Here is a 17,019-nt window from a genome sequence, read left to right as displayed (position 1 = left end):
CCTATCCCAGCACGAAGCTGATCGGATCGAACACCCACGCCAGCCACAGCCCGACGGCGAGATGAGGGCCGAACGGAATGGCATGCCGGCCATCGATCTCATAGCGCGCCGACTTGAGCAGAAAGGCACTGGCGAGCGCCGAGACGAGTGCGATCAGAAGCAAGGCTGGAAGCGAGCGAAGGCCGATCCAGAACGTAGCGGCCGCAAGAAATTTCACGTCACCAAAGCCAAGCCCATCATAGCCGCGAATCCAACGATAGATCGCACGAAAGGCGGCCATCGCGATTCCCACGATGACGACTTCCGCGATGCGGTACGTGAGCTCGTCCGGCTCCAGAAGCCAGACCGCCAGCAGGCCGCTTGCAGCCGTCGCGGCGACAAGTTTGTCAGGAATGATGCCGAACCGCGCGTCAATTGCGCAGATTGCCGCCAGGAGGGTGGCGAGCGCAACGCTCAGCGAGAAATAGGCGATCCACCTCTGGTCGATTTGGCCGCTCAGTAGGATCCAGAACAATCCGAAGACCAGGAGCCAGACAACAAGCACCTGGTCCCGGTAGGGCTCGCGGCAAACCAGAGAGCGCGTCAGGTAGTGGCCGGTGCGCGTCGCCGTCTTGCGCAGCTCCGCGATCATTTCAGGACGGTCAGCGGCAGGGTCTGCCGTTCACCGTCGGCCTCGAGCACGACTTCGTTCGGCCTCACCTCGGAGAGCCGCCACCCCGACCATTGCTCATTCATTGCGATCCAGACCCCTACCGGGTGGTCCGATGAGGTCAGGAACGCCTTGGCTCGCCCGCCATTCATGAAGACGCCCCTGAGCGCGACGCTGGGGTCGAGCATCGCCCGTGCCGATGACGCTGGCGCATCGACAACGACGGGAGGCGCGGCAACAGCCAGGAGCTGGCGGTTCCGGGAAAACAGCGGACGCTGCAGGATATTCTCGTAGCTCCCGGCACCTCGGCTCTCCCGACCCATTGGGGCTCGACTGCCACCTCCCGACGCGGACTGGCTGGCGATCGCGAGCTCCAATGACACGATGGCCACGATGGGAGTGATGACCGCGAGCGCCGTCAGCGCGGCAAGACCAAGCAACAAACCCCGCTTGAGAGGCGCCACGGACTTCAGCTCTCGCCGGCTGGGAATTTGGCTGCGCACGAGCGAGCGAAAGCCCGCGGTCGTAAGCTCGATACGCGACCTTTGGATGGCCTGCCGCCACCGACCGTGTTGGGATGCCAACTCGGTCATCGGTTGGTTGCCTTCACATCGCCGCCGGGCCGGTTCTCGCTCAACAACGGTCCGGCAGACGACGCAGGCGGGCTGCGCAGTGCTCCTTCGACCGTCAGGCTCGCGCGCATACGACTATCGTCTCCGTCGGCGAGTGTTCGCAGCGACAAGTCTGTGATGAACAGGAACGGCGTCTGGGTCTCGATCGCGGCGACCAGCTCCCGCACAGCAGCGGCCGCCCCCTCGACCTCCAGCCCGACCGGGACGGCTCGCCATTGTCCCGCCTGGCGGCCCGGCAGACCGCGAACGGCCTGGACCGCCAATCCCTTGGCGCCAGCCAGGGCTTGGAGGTTGGCCTGAAGGTCGGCGCTCGCAACGCGCTCCTCGGCTCCCGGCAGATACGGGTCAATATCCGATGTCGAAGTCTTGGCGAGCTTGGCCGCGTCTTCCGTGATGCGCCGGATCTGCGCCAGCTGCGCTGCGCTATCCAATATGTCGTCATTGCGCTCGGCGAAGTGAGCAGCGATTGGCGCGAGGATCGCAAGGCAGACCGCCAGCGCGATCGCGCCATTCAGCCCGAAGAAGATCAGCCGCCGCCGGAGAAGCGCGCCCGTCATGATTCAGGCCTTTCCGCCGGCTTGGAAACACGGCCTGCACCACCCTTCCGCAGTTTCAGGCTCATGCGAAACCGGTCCCGCCGCTCGGTCGCGTCAGGTGTGATCGGCCCCACCAGGGTTGCACCTGTGAAAAGGCGGGAGCCATCCAGAGTTCGCACGAGTCGGGCGGCATCGGACGACACACCCGACAACGTGATGGTTCCCGCGGCAATCCGGACCTCGGTCAGGAACGTATGGTCCGGAATGACGCGAGACAACTCGTCCCAAGCCGCCAGGCTGCCCGGCACGGCCTTGAGCGCCACAAGGCGAGCGGGCGATCCCGCTTCCTGTTGTCCCAGTTGAACGCCCTGCTTTGCTTCGAAGAGTTCGTCCTCGAGTCCCGCCGCTCGACTTGACTGCCACCACTCGAATCCGAGCAATCCAGCCATCGTGGCAATCAACAGAGCGACCGCAAGGATGCGGGTTGTCCGCAATACCCAGGGCGGATCATCCTGCCGGCTTTCCCCCAGGGTCACCACAGCGATGGGCGCACCAGTCGCCGGCGTGACCGCAATGAAATCGATCTCCGGCACTTGCAAGCCCAACCGGGCGATCTCGGTCGCGACCCGATCCTTCGGAATAATCCAGTGCCGAAAGCCCGCTACACCGTCATTCGACGGCGCGTCCGGCGTTACACCATGCCAGATGTCGGCGAGCTGGAAAGGCGTGCGATGAACGACCTCTTGCGCGAGAATCCGATTCAGCGCGTCGAGCTCTGATCGCGGCAGCCTGAACTCGCGCTGAAAGAAGAGATCGGATTCCAAGGCGACACCGACCTGCACGGCATCGCGCTCGCATCCGCATTCCGCAAGCCAATCATCGACCTGCGCGCGGTTCAGATGCCCCGCTAGAAAGCGGCGTTCCCGATCGCCCGACGCAGCAACCAAATGACAGACGACGGCATCGCGGTCCGCCCAGATGAATAGCCGCGTTTCGACCCGAGCCTGCAAGACGCGATGCCAGGTCTTTGGCGAACACTCACGCAGCTCATTCATCCACCAGCGCGTGAACTTTTGCCACCCCTCCGCAAGTGCACGCGGGGCCTGCAGTCTTGTCACCGAGACGTCGGTCATCGGTCCATTTTCCCTGCAAATCCGAACATCGATCCGACCAATATATTTACCAATTGTTTACGAGGCGTAACCCCGGCCGTGGCTTAGGAGCCGCCGGGCGCCCCTTCATTGCGAAGCGCCACGACGACCGCGGGACCATTGCGCTCCGCCTCCCTGAAATTGAAGCCAATCTCGATCAGCGCAGGCAATCGCCCCGCCTTGATCCAGTCATCGCGCCAGACCGCCTCGCCCTTCGAGCCGGCCACTCCAAAATAGCGGAAGCGTATGTCGCGCAAGCCCATCACAATGGTAGTCGAGGAAACCGGCGATTTGCGAGCTTCGCCTTCTCGCAACGATCCGAAGACTTCGACAACCAACTCATCATTCCGCCGACGAATACGGATCTCCTGCGGGCCACCTCGCAAGGTGCGCCCCTCGCTCAAAGCCACGAAGCGTAGTTCTTCACGTTGCCCATCAAACAACAGGCTGCCAGCCTGCAGCGCATTGGCCGCGGGCACGGCCGAGGCGATCAAGCTGCGGAGGCTCTCCCCGGCGGCATTGGTCGCCGCTTCGACGCTGTTGCGGCGATCTGCACCAAATGCGCGGATCGCGGTGGACAATCCGCCGACGATAAAGCTCGTCAGAACCGTCAAGATTGCGAGAGACACCAGAAGCTCGATCAAGGTGAGCCCGCGCTCGGACTCGCGACGACAGATCCTGTGAAGCCTCCGAGGCTGCCCATATCCCCTCATTGTGCAGCTCCCGGGGCAAGCTTGAGCGCAGCCAGCTTCGTCTCCAACCCGGCCTCGTCCTGCACGACGATCTCGACCCACGACGGCACGACCATGTTGCCCGGAGAAGCCGCTCCATCCTGCGTCGTGGCTTTTCCGAACTGGACAGTGGTCACGACCTCGCGCCAGCGATATCGCCCGATGCGTCCTTCGCGGCGACCGCTCTTCAACGGGCCGCTCCGGCCGGCCGCCTCGAGCCTGGATTCAGCAATCTGGTCGAGAATATGCTTGTTGTGCACCTTGGCATCGGTTCGCAAAGCGGTCGTAATTCCAACCGCGAGGGTGCCGAGGCCGATGGCAAGCACGACGAAGGCGATCAGCACCTCGATCAAGGTGAAGCCGCGTTGGGCCGTGAGACGGCTGCCAAGTGCCGACGATCTGCATCTCGAAGCGCGAGCCGGCATCACTCGATCCTCGCATCGCCGGTAAACCAGTTGACGACGACACGCTCCGTGCGTCCCCGATAGGTGAGCAAGATTTCTCCGCCGCTCGAACCACCATCCGGATAGAACCGCACGCCGCCGACTGCGCCATGCCGCTCAGTTGCCGCGACAGTCAAGGACACTTCCATGCCGGCAGGCAACCGACGCATGGCGTCCACGGTTCCGAAGCGCCTGTTCTGGGTATCGACGCCAACGACGATTTCAGCATTGCGGGCTCGGGCCCGGCTGCGAGCGAGTTGGAGGCTCGCCGCTATCGAGCGGGCTTCGGCATTGATCCGTGCGGCCGCCGTTCTCGGCTTGGCCGCCAGGACCGCGGCCGAGACCAGCGCCATGATCGAAAGAACGACGAGCGTCTCGATCAGCGAGAAGCCCCCGGACGTTGAAACGATCCGCCTCATTGATAGGCCAGATTGTTGATGGACAGGACGGCGCTCATCACCTGCAGGATCAAGGTGCCGACAAGGCCGCCGATCCCGACGGTCAGCAACGGGGTAAGCAGCCCGACGAGCTGCTCGATCTTGCTCTGAACCTCGGTTTCCAGGTTGGAAGCGACGCGGACAAGCATCTTTGCGAGCTGTCCCGTCTCTTCGCCGACCGCGATGAGGCGTATCATTGCGGGAGGAATCAACCCCAGGCCTTCGAGCACTTGATTCAGCGCCCTGCCCTCGGGGACCCGGCTGATGGCCTCGCTGTAGCGAGCACTCAAATATCGATTGCTCACCAACGAGCGGGCCGTCTGCAATGCGCTCATGAGCGGCACCCGGGCCTCGATAAGGCTGCCGGCCGAGCGCGCAAACTGGCTCGCCTCACGCCGCTGAACCAGAGCGCCGATGATGGGCAGGCGACATTTGAGATGATCGAGCCGCTTCATCATCGTTTCGTCGCTGACCATTCTGCGATAGGCCATCCAACCGACGACAATTCCAAGCGCGCTCCAAAGCAGAAGCTTGGGCCAATTGTCCGGCAGGTCGGCAAGCACGGCCAGGATGCCGGGCAGAGGCAGGCCCGCATCGGAAAAGATGGGCGTGAGATTCGGAATCAGCACGAAGACGATCACAGCAATCGACATCAACGACATCATCAGCAGAATCGCGGGATAGACCAGAGATCCGCGAATCTTGTTTCTGATCTCGACCCGCCGGGCCAGCATCTCGCCCAGCAGAGTGAGCGCCTGCGCCGTTTGGCCACCAGCTTCGCCGCCGGCCAGGATCGCAACGTAATCAGGCGGAAAAACCTCAGGCCTTCGCCCCATGGCCTCGGACAGTTGCAGACCGGCCAGAATATCCTTGAGCAATCCGTTCGCGAGTGCGATCCGCCTGGGTGATGCGCCGGCGCCAGCGAGCACTCGAAAGGACGCATCGACGGGAACGCCGGAGCTCACGAGTGACGCAAGCTCGGTCGTGAATGACGACAATTCCTTTAGTCCGACGCGCCCGGACCCCTGCCCGCGCAGGCCAAGAGCACTCCGTTCGATCGGGCGAGCGGCCGACGGTGGATCATGATCGGCGCAAAGCACCGTCTCCACCGGCGTCAGGCCAGAGCCATAGAGCGCCTCGACGGCCGCGTCGAGTTCTTCGGCGACGATCGTGCCCGACGTAACGATGCCTTGCCTGGTATAAGCGCGGTACTGGAACGTGGACACGCGATGCTCTCCTAACCAGATCGCGAAACCCTGAGCACTTCCTCAATCGTGGTCTCGCCCCGTGAGACTTTGATGAGGCCGGCCTCATAGAGAGTGTGGAAGCCTGCATGTCGCGCGAGGGCGATCATGGTCCGTCGATCATCGTTCCGCCTGCCGACGGCCTCCCGCATCTCGTCATCGATGACAAGGAGCTCTGCAACGCTGGTTCGCCCGAGATAGCCGGTGCCATGACAAGCGTCACAGCCAACGGCCTCACGCGCACCCGCCCAGTCGATCGCAAGACCTTCCGGAACAGGCCATTTCAAGCGTGACGTGGCCTCGGCGCGATAGGCGGCCGGGCGCGCGCAGTGCGGACATAGTCTGCGCACGAGACGCTGAGCCATCACGCCGGTGAGCGTCGACGCCAGCAGATAGCGTTCGATGCCGATGTCCATCAGGCGTGTGATGGCAGCGATGGCGCTGTTGGTGTGAAGCGTCGAGAAGACCAGGTGTCCTGTCAGCGACGCCTGGACGGCGATCCGCGCCGTTTCCAGGTCACGAATTTCGCCAACCATGATGATATCCGGATCCTGGCGCAGGATCGAGCGGAGCGCTGCCGGGAAGTCCAGACCAATCTGCGGCTGAACCTGGATCTGGTTGATACCAGCGAGCTGATATTCGATCGGATCCTCGACGGTGAAGAGCTTCAATTCCGGACGATTGAGCTCCTTCAACGCCGTATAGAGCGTCGTCGTCTTGCCACTTCCCGTCGGGCCCGTCACCAGGATGATGCCGCTCGGCAACGACATGAGCTGGTGCAATCCGGCCTGAATGTCCTGATCGAGGCCGAGCTTGGAAAAGTCGAGCTCGACCCTGGTGCGGTCGAGAATTCGCAGGACAAGGCTCTCGCCGAACGCCGTCGGCAAAGTTGACACGCGAACGTCTATCTCGGTCCCGCGGACGGCGGTCTTGATGCGCCCGTCCTGCGGCAGACGACGCTCGGCTATGTCGAGCTTTGCCATGATCTTGATGCGTGTCGTCAGCGCGGCCTTGAGCGTCGAGGGCACGACGCGCTCCTGCTGGAGAAATCCATCAAGCCTGAACCGGACCAGAACCGTGTCTCGCCCCGGCTCGATGTGAACGTCGGACGCGCCGCGCTCGACTGCGCCTGCGATAATCTGATTCACCAGGCGTATGATCGGCGCTTCATTGGCGATGTCGCGCAGGCGCTCGACGTCCATCTCGTTCCCGTCGGTCGCGCCGACGGCGATCATTCCCTGATCGTCGCCGGTCGACGGGACGCCCGTATCTTGGTAGAGCTTGCGAAATGCACGTTCGATGTCCGCGGGGGCAATCACCGCGAGCTCGACCTTGCAGCCGAGCATGTAGCCGATCGCTCTGTGGGCCTCTTCGTCGAACGGATCGACTGTCGCGAGCAGCAGCACGCCGGCGGACGCCGATATCGGCAAGGTGCGGCTCGCTTTGAGAAACGGCAGCTTCAGCCGCTCGGGCAACACCGGTTGCGGCGGAACGTCGGACGATCGTACGACCTTGAGCCCGCAATAGGCGGCATACGCGCCGCAGAGATCCGCCTCCGAGAGCAGACCCAGCTTCACCATGACGATGTCCAGGCGTTCGGACGCGGCTTCCGAAGCGCGCCTGGCCCTCGCGACTGCGCCGGCGTCGACGAGACCCTCGCGCACCAGAAGCCCGGCGAACGCGTCGGCGTATCCGTCCTCCTTCGGCGACAGGACCTTGACCACGCCCGCCGCCGGCGGCTCCTCGCGTGTCAACGTCTGTAGATCGGCGGGCATCGGCTCTCGAAAATCCTGGCATCAAAATATGGACTTTCACGCTAGAACGATTTTGTTAATTAAGGCTTTTCATACTTTATTTGCCATTTTCATTTACGAACTCGCAATCGATGCGCGAACGAGGCCGATCCTTTGCGAGCACAATCCATGTCGGTTGCGCCTGCACGTCACCGCATGCGGCATCATCGCGGCGTCCCGAACAGGTCTCCACCGGGCCTTCGTAAGCATCACGGCTTCGCGTTGATTACGGTGATCTGGGGTCTCGGTCTGCTCACGCTGCTCGGCGCAGCAGTGATCGTTGGCGCTCGCTATCGAGCCCGGGCCGCTTCGGCCGACGGCTCGGTGCTTTCGTCGGCGGCGGCCGCGGAAAGCGCCGTGAATTTTGCCATCGCCAGCATTCTCTCGCCGACGCCGAACGCCAGCTTTCCGAAGAAATGCAGGATGCCCGGCGGCGAACAGGCCGAAATCGTGGTCGAAGAGGAGGTCGGCAAGATCGACATCAATGCCGCCAGCCTGACGACGCTCGAGCATTTTTTCGCAGCAGCCGCGCAAGACAAGGCGCTCGGAAGCAGGATCGCGCAGAACATCGTCACTTTCCGGAAGCCGCTTCCGCGCAGAGAGACAGCCAATCAGACGGCATCCTCCGGCAATCAGACCACACCGACGAACGCTGCGAACGAGGTCAAGGGCTCCGGCTTTTCGACCATCTTGGAGCTGGATCAGGTCGACGGCATGTCGCCCGCATTGCTCCGCTCCGCCCTGCGCTACACGACGACGCTCTCAGGCCGGGTCGAGCCCGCACCGGAAGCAATGACGCCAGCCCTGCGTTTGCTGATGGGTCTCGATCAAGCCCGGCCGGAGCCCAGGCGCCCGACGCTGCCCGGACATTTCACGATTCGAGCCGACGTTCGCGCGAGCGATGGGTCCAGGTTCATACGGGAAGCTCTCGTATCATTCGGAGCATCCTCCGCCCAGCCCTATACCATCCGCGAATGGCGCCGCGGCGACATCATGGGTGGCTCGGCGAGCCCGCTGCCGGCCGGCGAGCCAGCGCAGGCTTGCATCAAGCTCTAGATTCTAGTCTTGACGCGTTTTCTTGACGCGAACCGGTATCCACCTCGCTCGAAAACGCTCCAGCCGCCGAAGGGCAGGACCGGTCAGCCCTTTGACCGAAGCACGGCCTGAGGCCTGGAATTTCTCGCCGACTCTTCCAATCGCTCCCTCTCCTCTGCGACGGCAGGACCAGGCTCGATCACCGTGCATCCCTTCGTGCGCTGGAGATCCGTCAAGGCATCCAGCCGCCGGCGCTCGTCCATCAGCTGCTTGGGCGCATCAAGCGGAAATCTGTCGGAATCGTAACCGGCCAGGGATCCGGCGGCGAGCCAGTATTCCAAGCGCGCCGCGCGCCTGACCGAAAAGCGGAACGAGCCCGCGATCGCGTTGCAGGACATCGACTCGTCGACGGGCAGCAGCATATAGGGCGGTGGCGGCTCCATCACCATGGGCTGGTCGGTCACGCAGCCGGCCAACAGAAGTGGCAATGCGCAAACCATGCCCAGCCGGGAGACCGTGAGAGCGGCGCGTGTCACGGCGTCACCAGACGCTGCGCCGTATTGAAAGGTGCCCGCTGGCGCGTCGTCGCGTGCGGCATGTAGACGTTCATCTTGCGCCGGTATTCCTCGGTGACCAGCCGGCTTTCCGTGCCATCGCGAACCACCTTCGGCGTGATCAGGATGACCAGCTCGGTCTTCTGGACCGAGTCCTTTCGATTTGCGAACACTGCGCCGATGCCGGGGATGTCCCCGAGGATCGGCAGCTGGTTGCTGCTCTTGTTCGCGCTGTCCTGGATCATGCCGCCGAGCGCCAGGACCTCGCCATCGCTCACGACAACCGTCGTCTTGACGCGGCGCTGCTGGATGGTCGGAGAATCGATGTTGGACGTCGTGGTCTTCACGACACTGCTGACTTCCTGCTCGATGTCGAGCTGGACACGCCCGCTCTCGTTGATCCGCGGCGTCACCGAGAGAATCACGCCGGTATCCTGCATCGTGATGGAATTCACGATCGCCGTCTGGGCGGTCACCGTGCTCGTCGCCGTCTGCGTCGTGATCGGAACCTGATCGCCGATCTGGAGGCGCGCGGTCTTGTTGTCGAGCACCATCAGCGACGGCGTCGAGATGATGTTGACGTGCGTCAGCGCGTTCAGCGCGCTCAGGGTCGCGGCAATGTTCGCCGTGTTGACCGCATAATTGAAGCCGGGGAAGGAGGCCGCGACGCCGCCTGTGAGGGCGTTGGAGAATGTCGCAGTCGGAGTGCCGTTCTTGGCGAACTGCCATTGCAGCCCGAACTGCAGGTCGTCGTTGAGGGACACCTCGGCGATGACGGCCTCGATCAGGACCTGGCTGGCGACCACGTCGAGCCCCTGCACGACGCGCAACACGCGCTGGTAATCGCGATCATTCGCCATGATCAGCAGCGAGTTCTTGGTTTCATCGGCGACGATCTTCATGACCGGCTCGGGAGCGCCGTTCGATGCAGAGCTGTTGTCGGCGATATCGGTGACCTGGCCGTCGGGGTCCGTGTTGAAAGCACGCGACGTTCCCTGCAGATCCGCCGTCTTGCCCAACCCGGCCTGCATCGTGGGATCCGAAACACCCGCGCCGCCCGCCGAAGCTTTCGACGTGTCGCTTGCGAAGGAGACCTGCTTGGATTTCGGCGAGACGTTACGGCTCGTTGGGCGCACGACCTTCATCTCTTGCGAGAACATGGACTGAAGAATTCCGGCGAGCTCGGCCGCTGTCCGGTTCTGGACCTGATAGACGTGCAGCTGCGGTTCTGTGCCGCTGGCGCGGGCATCAAGGCGCTTGATCCAGGATTGCGCACGCGGCAGGTAGCTTGGATTGGAGGTCACGACGAGGATCGCACCGAGCCTCGTATTGGCAATGAACCGCACCCTCCCCTTCAGGGGGCCTTCCTTATCCGAGGCAAACACCGCTTTCAGCTCGTCGACCATCTTTTCCGGCTGGGCGGCCTTGACGGGCACGACGGCGAAAGACATGCCCTTCATCACGTCGACATCGAAGATCGACACCGAGTCGAGCATGCTGTCGATCTCGGCTTGTGAGCCCTTCAACGCGATGATGTTGCGTGCGTCGTCGGCCTGAACGATGGAGCCCTTCGGCACCATCGGCTCAAGCACCCGCGCCACCTCGGTGGCGGCGACGTATTTCAGCTGCACGATGCGGACGCCACTGCCCGTGACCGCACTGTTGGTGGCATCGCGGACGGTGCTCACGGCCCCGGTCGCGGCCTGGTCGGCCGGAGCGATCCGGTAGATGCCGCGGTTCTGGACCAGGACCGCGCCGATCGGCGCGATGGCCGTCTGGAAGAGCTCGAGGGCGTCCGCCTTGGAGACCGGGCTACTGGTCTGGACCGAAACAACCCCATCGACCCGGGGGTCGACCACGTAATTGACGCCGATCAGATCGCCCAGCACCGTCTTGGCGGCCTGCTGCAGGGGGACGTTGGCGAGATTGAGCACCACGTTGCCGTTGGCTGCCGCAGCGCTCGACTTGCCGGCGGTCGAGCCGATCATTCGGCCGTCGCCTCCCTCTACGCTGGCAACCGCTTTGGACGAGGGGGTTGGAAGCGCAATGGCGCCCGTCGGCATCAAATCCTGAGCGTTCGCCTCGAGAGACACCGGCTGGCCGGAGAGCCTCGGCTGAGTGTTCAGGGTCGGACTGACGATTCCCGGGGCGCCACAGCCAGCGACGAGGCTCGCGAGCAAGCAAACCGCAGAACCCGTAATTGGGCCACGAGACATCGGCAAAAGGGGCTCCGAACATCGATAAAAGGACGCACGCGCGGGAATTCGAGCGTAAAGAATGGGTAAATCATCATGGTTAACCCAACGTAAAAGGTTCCATGAGCCCGGGATCGCACGGACGGTGGCTTGTTACCTATGGAACCAACGAGCCCTCCCGCCCCCGGATACAACCCAGAGGTACGAACACACCGAGTTGCATCCGATGCCATGAGGACGCGTAAAATCTCCCGCCTTGGCGCAGGCGCTGTCTGCAGTGATCAATGATCGGGGAGTTCGGCGGGGCCGTTACCTGGATTGGGATTGGCATCCCTGGCGACAGACCTGAGCCTGGCTGTCGCAGGAGGACATGCAGGGCGCGCCGAGGGTCGTGGGGCAAACCCGCTTACATGCCGCATTTTGATTGTCACAATTGGACAAGCAAGCGTCGGTAGCGGCGTCAGCCAGCCGCAGCTTCGCTCGGCTGAAGTTCTCAGCCCAGGCGCTCCCGAACGGAGACCCCGCGATGCAGACAAGAAGGACCAGAGCTACTCTCATGAGAACCTCCTGCTTTGGGTGCAGCGTTCCGCCTCAGCGTACCGCCACTTCGCGGCGGCCAGGACAACTATCCGTTCGAGATGAGGAAATCCTCGATCGAGTGGCCGGTCCGCAGAGCGGCGGCAAGCCATTTCGGCTGTTTGCCTCGACCCGACCAAGTCTCGTGCGGAAGGTTGGGGTTGCGGTATTTCGGGTGAACTCTGGGATAGGGACGCTTCGGGCGCGGTGCCGGCTCCGAAGGAGCTTTCGCCGCTTCATTCTCCCGGCGAAGCTGGGCCAAGCGGGTCTCAAGCGCGCGCTTTTCGGCGGTCAGCCGAACCGACAACAATCGGTTGAGCTCCTCGTGAAGTTGCCAGAGCTCATCTAACGAAAGGCTGTCGAGGTTCGGTTTCTTCATTAGTTCGTCATAACCCAGATGTTTCCGGCTGCCCAATCCAGACCCCTGATTCGATCTGCCAATAATGTTGCTATTTTCTCGCTTTTTCCAATCGCCAATTATTTTGGTCATAGCATGGCGGAAGCGGAAAACCGGGCGGTACCCCTAAATATCTACAAACTCAGCAACTTATCAGGCTGGATGGGCGCGGTGATCTGGTGGGCAATTTGATAAACGGCAGAATGCCCGACTAATATGCGTTTCGCTTCCGCGCGACCTCAAAGAAGGTCTTGATCAGAATCTGAATATCGAGCCAGAGACTCCAATTGTTGACATACCAGAGGTCGAGCCTCACGCGCTCGGCGATGGCTTCGACCGTCGGCGTCGCGCCCCGCGAGCCGTTGCACTGGGCCCATCCCGTAAGGCCAGGCTTCACATGGTGCCGAAACGCGTAGTCCTCCAGGATCTTTTCGAAATAGCTGTCGTGAGCCAAGGCATGCGGGCGGGGGCCGATCAAGGACATCTCCCCCTTCAGGACATTGAAGAGCTGCGGCAGCTCATCGATGCTGGCGCCGCGCAGGAAGCGTCCGATTGACGTCACGCGCGGATCCTGGCGCGTCGCCTGGACGACGACGGCACCATCTTCCTGCACCTTCATGGTGCGGAATTTCAGCATTACAAATTCCTTGCCATTGAAGCCCTTGCGACGCTGGCGGAAAATGACGGGCCCAGCGCTGTCCAGCTTGATGGCGATCCCGGTCAGAATCAGAATTGGAAACAGCAGGCTCAAGGCGACGCCGGCGACCAGGACATCCATGGCCCGCTTGACGAAACGCTCCGCCCCACTGAGCGGGGCGCGCTGCACCTCGACCGCAAGCACGCGTTGGCGGGCGGACGACACGAAGTTGGACAATGACCGGATGTGCATGTCCGGCAGCAATCGCGCCGAGACCGGAAGACTTTTGAGGTGTTCACGCACGAAGTCGATCCGCACGTCGTCATTCCACGGCAGCACCAACAGCACTTCACGGCAATTGGTGCGGCGAATGAAATCTCCAACCGCTCCGAACATATTCTTGTCTGCGACCAGCCGCTCTGCGGGATCAGGATCTCCGCTCAGGCGGAATTCCTTGACATCCGTCGCCCCGAAGAGGGCGAGACGATCACGAGGGCCAAGGGCAGCCAGCTCGCGATGGTCTCCGACGAGAACAGCGTCCAAACGCCTGATGCCCCCCCTGGTCACCGCCGAAGCCAGGTTCGCTTTCGTGAACCTGCGCACCGCCAGCAAACCCACCGGGGCAATGAAATAAAACGTAACGAACGCGCCTCGGGAATAATTGCCGCCGATCTTGAGCAGGAATGCGAAGAACGCCAGCAAGATGCCGGTGCTGAACCAGCAGACCAAGATCTGCGTAATCTCGGTCCCCGGCTTGGCGCTGTCGGGAAGGTCATAGTAACCGATCCCGCTCATCCTCAAGATGTAGATGAAGCTGGCCATGAGGCCGACCGCACAGCACGGAAGAAGGTTCGGAATCGGGCTGCCGGTGACGAGGTGATACCCTACGCCTCCTCCGACGCACGCAAGGATGATGACCAGCGCATCCAAGGTGGAAAGCACATAGGGAATGAGGTCGAGGGACCACAAGGTCCCCTTGCTCTTCCCCTGGTCGACCTTATGCGACTCTTCACGGAAATCCGATCCGATCGACATCGAACGTCACCTAATCCCAACGACCTGATACTCAGGAAATAACCACAGAACCCAAGTTTTCTGATAACTCTTTGTTAATATGGTTTAAAGTAGACTTAATAGGGGTCGGAAGCAACGGGATAGTTCCCGTCGACATCGATCTTTTCACGAGACAAAGCCCCTTTTTTCCTGCCTGGATATTTGGCAGCTGCTTCGGCTCCCAGATTCAGATGCGCCCATTCTGGGAGGGCGACGCGCAGCAGCGGCAGCGTCAATCATGTTCGCTCACGCTGGAGCCGGAAACGAGCTCAGGTTGCCGCACGAACTGGGGTCTCGGCGCCCAGTCCTCGCCCTGAGCAGCGCGCTTTCACCATCGATTTCACAATGCCACGCGAGGGTAACCAGCATTGTCCTGTTGAGAGGTCTTGCGGGTTTATCGTTCGCAAGAATTGCGCGCCACATCGCTGGCGGACTATAAGTTTCGGAGTTTTCCCGCCCGTTGCGCCGTCAGTGGCCTTGGAGATGATTAAGTGGTTCATCGCGAAGCTCCGAAATCGTTCCTTGTGAGTATTCTTTTCACGGTGAGGCGATTGCTCGGAATTGCAACTTTCGTCCTTATCCTCGTCCTGCTGATCCCGAAGCTCTTTCTGCTCTTCGACAATCCCAAGAATGCCAGCTTTTCGGCGACCTTGCTCGAGGCGCGCGACGTTGTCCTGAAGAAATCGGCTCCGCTCCTGCATCATTACATTCCCACCAACATCGCGGGTGCGGACCGCTCGGACTGGATCTTGATCGGGCTTGCCATGATGGTCACGTTCATCGTCGGCTCGCTCGCGCAACGAAGCCAGCAATCGCTCAATCGGCGATTGCTCCGAAAGTCGGCGGCGGCCTGGCGCAAGAGCGAAGGCGTCAAACCGGGATCCGCGCTGGACAATGAGCTGGAAAGCACCTTGAGGGTCGCGGAGGCCGGAAACACCGTCAATCGGCAAGAGCTTCTGCGTGTTTTCGCCGAGACCAAGAAGAAGCTCGACTCCTTCGGCCGCGAAGTTGCCTTCCTGGCGATCGACGTCGTCGGATCAGCTGCAATGAAGGCGGGCGAAGATCCGGCATCCGTTCAGTACGACTTCGCCGAATATCGAAAGTTGGTGGAGCGCATATTCCGCGCGCGGGGAGTGCTGAAGACCGCCTGGACACCCGACGGAGTCATGGCTTGCTTTGCACATGTGGAGGATGCGTGCCAGGCCGGAAAGGACGTGATCAAGAGCCTGAAGGCGTTCAACAGCGAGGTGAAGATTTCCAAGGCCGATTTTTCGGTGCGCTGCGGGGTCAATGCCGGTCTGGTGTATTTTGACGACTCGACCCAGCTGGAGACCATCTCTGACCGGGTCATCGACATCGCCGGGCACATGCAGAAGCACGCCGAGCCCAACACCGTGCTCATCGCAAGAAAGGTGATCGAGCCGCTGCGGCAATTGCAGGAATTCACGCACACGAACCAGATCATCGATGGTTACGAGGCAAGCGTGTGGCGCGAGCGGCCGGAGGGCTAGCTCGCAAATTCCGGACATTTACGGTGTAGGTGGGATCGGGGCGGTCTTCCGGTCCCATTTCTGCGCCCGACCGGACCGACAATATTTACCCTCTCCGGTCAATCCTTTGAAATCAGGCCGAAAACTCAGAAACATCAATTGTCTGGCGCAGCCGCTCAGTTTAAACTGGTTTTGGATTAAACCTTGAGACATCAAACCCGGCCTTGCGCGGCACAAATTCGGCGGCGCTAGCACGTCGATTTTTGGGGCTTATGCATGCATCACCCGCCTCAGGTTCAATTTTCGCGTTCTATTCCTTTTCGGACCTTTCTCTTCGTCATCGGCACCCGTCCTGAAGTCATCAAGGTTGCGCCGATCATTCGTCGCTTGCGCGAGGCGAGCTGGGCCAGCGTGAAGATCGTCGCCAGCGGCCAGCAGAGCGACCTGCTTGACCAAACGCTGGCCGAGTTCGGCTTGACGCCCGACATTACGATCCGCCATCGCGATGCGTCATCCGGCCCGGCACAGGTCGCTAGCCGCTTGATCAATCGGCTGGACCGCATCTTCGGCGAGGAAAAACCGGACTGCGTCCTCGCCCAGGGGGACACCACGACGGCCTACGCAGCTTCGGTCGCCGCCTTCTACCGGAAGATCGACTTCGCCCACATCGAGGCCGGATTGCGCACGTCCGACCTCGATTCGCCGTTTCCCGAAGAGTTTCATCGGCGGGCCATCGCGGTTTCCGCAACTCTGCACTTCGCACCGACCTCGGCCGCGGCCCGCAACCTGATCGGCGAGAACGTGCCGAAGGACAGGGTGCATGTCTCGGGCAATACGGTGATCGATTCGCTGCTGGAAGTGGCGGCGACGAGGCCCCCGCCCCCGCCCGAGTTCGGATCTCGCCGGATGATCCTGCTGACCGCGCATCGCAGGGAGAACTTCGGTACGAAATTGCGGGATGCGCTGACGGGCGTTCGCGCCTTCGTCGATCTGACGCCGGACGTCGGTGTGTATTTCCCGGTTCACCCCAACCCGAATGCACGCGACGCCGCTCACGAGATTCTCTCCGGCAATCCGAGAATTCATCTCGTCGAACCGCTCGGATATCGCGAGATGGTCGCGGCGATCCAGAATGCATGGTGCGTCGTCACTGACAGCGGGGGCCTGCAAGAGGAGGCCCCGGCGCTCGCCAAGCCCGTCCTCGTGCTTCGCGATCTCACGGAGCGCCCCGAGGCTGTCGCGTCTGGTGTCGTCGAGCTGGTCGGCACCTCTCGCGAGGGCGTCTTCAAATCGCTCTACGCGCTGCACAAATCCCCGGCGAAATATACCCAAATGGCGCGTCCGGTGTTTCCCTATGGCGACGGACATGCCAGCCGAAGGATAGTCGACGCGCTCTATCGGCATTTCTCGACCGCTCAGGAGCGGCAGGATGCGACGGTCGTTCCTCTTCAATATGCATCGTAGTC

17 protein-coding genes are annotated in these 17,019 nt (G+C 61.9%); 3 read left to right on the top strand and 14 right to left on the bottom strand.

Going from position 1 to position 17,019, the window contains the following annotated elements:
* Position 1: 1 nt before the first annotated feature.
* From ACWAT4_RS08895 to ACWAT4_RS08855, 9 genes are all read right to left on the bottom strand, one after another.
* Positions 2 to 631 carry a prepilin peptidase gene (locus ACWAT4_RS08895; RefSeq protein ID WP_449730381.1) on the bottom strand — a complete coding sequence of 210 codons (630 nt, stop codon included), beginning with the start codon at positions 629 to 631 and terminating at the stop codon, positions 2 to 4.
* A complete protein-coding gene (locus ACWAT4_RS08890) occupies positions 628 to 1,242 on the bottom strand; it encodes a hypothetical protein (protein WP_449730380.1) in 615 nt (204 codons plus the stop codon). The genes ACWAT4_RS08895 and ACWAT4_RS08890 overlap by 4 nt, the downstream gene beginning before the upstream one ends.
* Positions 1,239 to 1,838 (bottom strand): type II secretion system protein GspM, encoded by a 600-nt coding sequence (gene gspM, locus ACWAT4_RS08885; protein ID WP_449730379.1) that lies wholly within the window; start codon positions 1,836 to 1,838, stop codon positions 1,239 to 1,241. The genes ACWAT4_RS08890 and gspM overlap by 4 nt, the downstream gene beginning before the upstream one ends.
* Positions 1,835 to 2,950: a PilN domain-containing protein gene (locus ACWAT4_RS08880; RefSeq protein WP_449730378.1), complete on the bottom strand. Its 1,116-nt coding sequence runs from the start codon at positions 2,948 to 2,950 to the stop codon at positions 1,835 to 1,837. The genes gspM and ACWAT4_RS08880 overlap by 4 nt, the downstream gene beginning before the upstream one ends.
* Before the next feature lie 83 nt (positions 2,951 to 3,033).
* Positions 3,034 to 3,612: a hypothetical protein gene (locus ACWAT4_RS08875; protein ID WP_212298117.1), complete on the bottom strand. Its 579-nt coding sequence runs from the start codon at positions 3,610 to 3,612 to the stop codon at positions 3,034 to 3,036.
* Positions 3,613 to 3,677: 65 nt separating this feature from the next.
* Positions 3,678 to 4,124, bottom strand: coding sequence for a type IV pilus modification PilV family protein (locus tag ACWAT4_RS08870; protein ID WP_449730377.1), 447 nt, complete (start codon positions 4,122 to 4,124; stop codon positions 3,678 to 3,680).
* Positions 4,124 to 4,561: a GspH/FimT family pseudopilin gene (locus ACWAT4_RS08865; protein ID WP_212298637.1), complete on the bottom strand. Its 438-nt coding sequence runs from the start codon at positions 4,559 to 4,561 to the stop codon at positions 4,124 to 4,126. Before ACWAT4_RS08865 ends, ACWAT4_RS08870 begins: the two co-directional genes overlap by 1 nt.
* Positions 4,558 to 5,688, bottom strand: coding sequence for a type II secretion system F family protein (locus ACWAT4_RS08860; protein WP_449730376.1), 1,131 nt, complete (start codon positions 5,686 to 5,688; stop codon positions 4,558 to 4,560). The genes ACWAT4_RS08865 and ACWAT4_RS08860 overlap by 4 nt, the downstream gene beginning before the upstream one ends.
* A 128-nt stretch (positions 5,689 to 5,816) precedes the next feature.
* Entirely contained in the window at positions 5,817 to 7,598 is a 1,782-nt protein-coding gene (locus ACWAT4_RS08855) for a GspE/PulE family protein (protein ID WP_449730375.1), read from the bottom strand.
* Positions 7,599 to 7,745: 147 nt separating this feature from the next.
* Between ACWAT4_RS08855 and ACWAT4_RS08850 the strand changes: the two genes are divergently transcribed.
* Positions 7,746 to 8,672, top strand: a complete 927-nt coding sequence (locus ACWAT4_RS08850; RefSeq protein ID WP_212298121.1) for a helix-hairpin-helix domain-containing protein — start codon at positions 7,746 to 7,748, stop codon at positions 8,670 to 8,672.
* An 83-nt stretch (positions 8,673 to 8,755) separates the two neighbouring features.
* Here the strand turns inward: ACWAT4_RS08850 and ACWAT4_RS08845 are convergent, their stop codons facing one another.
* The 5 genes from ACWAT4_RS08845 to ACWAT4_RS08825 all read right to left on the bottom strand — a co-directional run bounded on the left by ACWAT4_RS08845 (position 8,756) and on the right by ACWAT4_RS08825 (position 14,299).
* Complete coding sequence (locus ACWAT4_RS08845; RefSeq protein WP_449730374.1) at positions 8,756 to 9,187, bottom strand: hypothetical protein; 432 nt, start codon at positions 9,185 to 9,187, stop codon at positions 8,756 to 8,758.
* The gene (gene gspD, locus ACWAT4_RS08840; RefSeq protein WP_449730373.1) at positions 9,184 to 11,193 is read right to left on the bottom strand and encodes a type II secretion system secretin GspD; all 2,010 of its coding nucleotides are present in this window, start codon (positions 11,191 to 11,193) and stop codon (positions 9,184 to 9,186) included. The genes ACWAT4_RS08845 and gspD overlap by 4 nt, the downstream gene beginning before the upstream one ends.
* An 832-nt stretch (positions 11,194 to 12,025) precedes the next feature.
* Complete coding sequence (locus ACWAT4_RS08835; protein WP_212298124.1) at positions 12,026 to 12,355, bottom strand: H-NS histone family protein; 330 nt, start codon at positions 12,353 to 12,355, stop codon at positions 12,026 to 12,028.
* A 229-nt stretch (positions 12,356 to 12,584) separates the two neighbouring features.
* The gene (locus tag ACWAT4_RS08830; RefSeq protein WP_449730372.1) at positions 12,585 to 13,940 is read right to left on the bottom strand and encodes an undecaprenyl-phosphate glucose phosphotransferase; all 1,356 of its coding nucleotides are present in this window, start codon (positions 13,938 to 13,940) and stop codon (positions 12,585 to 12,587) included.
* A gap of 200 nt (positions 13,941 to 14,140) precedes the next feature.
* Positions 14,141 to 14,299: a hypothetical protein gene (locus ACWAT4_RS08825; protein WP_449730371.1), complete on the bottom strand. Its 159-nt coding sequence runs from the start codon at positions 14,297 to 14,299 to the stop codon at positions 14,141 to 14,143.
* A 315-nt stretch (positions 14,300 to 14,614) separates the two neighbouring features.
* On the opposite strand from ACWAT4_RS08825, the gene ACWAT4_RS08820 reads away from it, so the two are divergent.
* Both ACWAT4_RS08820 and wecB read left to right on the top strand, forming a co-directional pair.
* Positions 14,615 to 15,574 carry an adenylate/guanylate cyclase domain-containing protein gene (locus ACWAT4_RS08820; RefSeq protein WP_449730370.1) on the top strand — a complete coding sequence of 320 codons (960 nt, stop codon included), beginning with the start codon at positions 14,615 to 14,617 and terminating at the stop codon, positions 15,572 to 15,574.
* 255 nt (positions 15,575 to 15,829) lie between these two features.
* Entirely contained in the window at positions 15,830 to 17,017 is a 1,188-nt protein-coding gene (wecB, locus tag ACWAT4_RS08815; protein ID WP_212298128.1) for a non-hydrolyzing UDP-N-acetylglucosamine 2-epimerase, read from the top strand.
* The last annotated feature ends 2 nt before the right edge of the window (positions 17,018 to 17,019 follow it).

It is taken from the genome of Bradyrhizobium sp. T-1, from assembly GCF_053592855.1.
Note: the sequence above shows the minus strand (reverse complement) of the source record. Positions and strands in the feature narration are given on the sequence as shown.

What these genes read in the sequence shown, in the direction of transcription:
- gspM (WP_449730379.1), bottom strand. Translation starts at nt 1,838, where the DNA reads ATGACGGGCGCGCTTCTCCGGCGGCGGCTGATCTTCTTCGGGCTGAAT.
- wecB (WP_212298128.1), top strand. Translation starts at nt 15,830, where the DNA reads ATGCATCACCCGCCTCAGGTTCAATTTTCGCGTTCTATTCCTTTTCGG.
- ACWAT4_RS08895 (WP_449730381.1), bottom strand. Translation starts at nt 631, where the DNA reads ATGATCGCGGAGCTGCGCAAGACGGCGACGCGCACCGGCCACTACCTG.
- ACWAT4_RS08850 (WP_212298121.1), top strand. Translation starts at nt 7,746, where the DNA reads ATGTCGGTTGCGCCTGCACGTCACCGCATGCGGCATCATCGCGGCGTC.
- ACWAT4_RS08880 (WP_449730378.1), bottom strand. Translation starts at nt 2,950, where the DNA reads ATGACCGACGTCTCGGTGACAAGACTGCAGGCCCCGCGTGCACTTGCG.
- ACWAT4_RS08870 (WP_449730377.1), bottom strand. Translation starts at nt 4,124, where the DNA reads ATGCCGGCTCGCGCTTCGAGATGCAGATCGTCGGCACTTGGCAGCCGT.
- gspD (WP_449730373.1), bottom strand. Translation starts at nt 11,193, where the DNA reads ATGATCGGCTCGACCGCCGGCAAGTCGAGCGCTGCGGCAGCCAACGGC.
- ACWAT4_RS08855 (WP_449730375.1), bottom strand. Translation starts at nt 7,598, where the DNA reads ATGCCCGCCGATCTACAGACGTTGACACGCGAGGAGCCGCCGGCGGCG.
- ACWAT4_RS08835 (WP_212298124.1), bottom strand. Translation starts at nt 12,355, where the DNA reads ATGAAGAAACCGAACCTCGACAGCCTTTCGTTAGATGAGCTCTGGCAA.
- ACWAT4_RS08865 (WP_212298637.1), bottom strand. Translation starts at nt 4,561, where the DNA reads ATGAGGCGGATCGTTTCAACGTCCGGGGGCTTCTCGCTGATCGAGACG.
- ACWAT4_RS08890 (WP_449730380.1), bottom strand. Translation starts at nt 1,242, where the DNA reads ATGACCGAGTTGGCATCCCAACACGGTCGGTGGCGGCAGGCCATCCAA.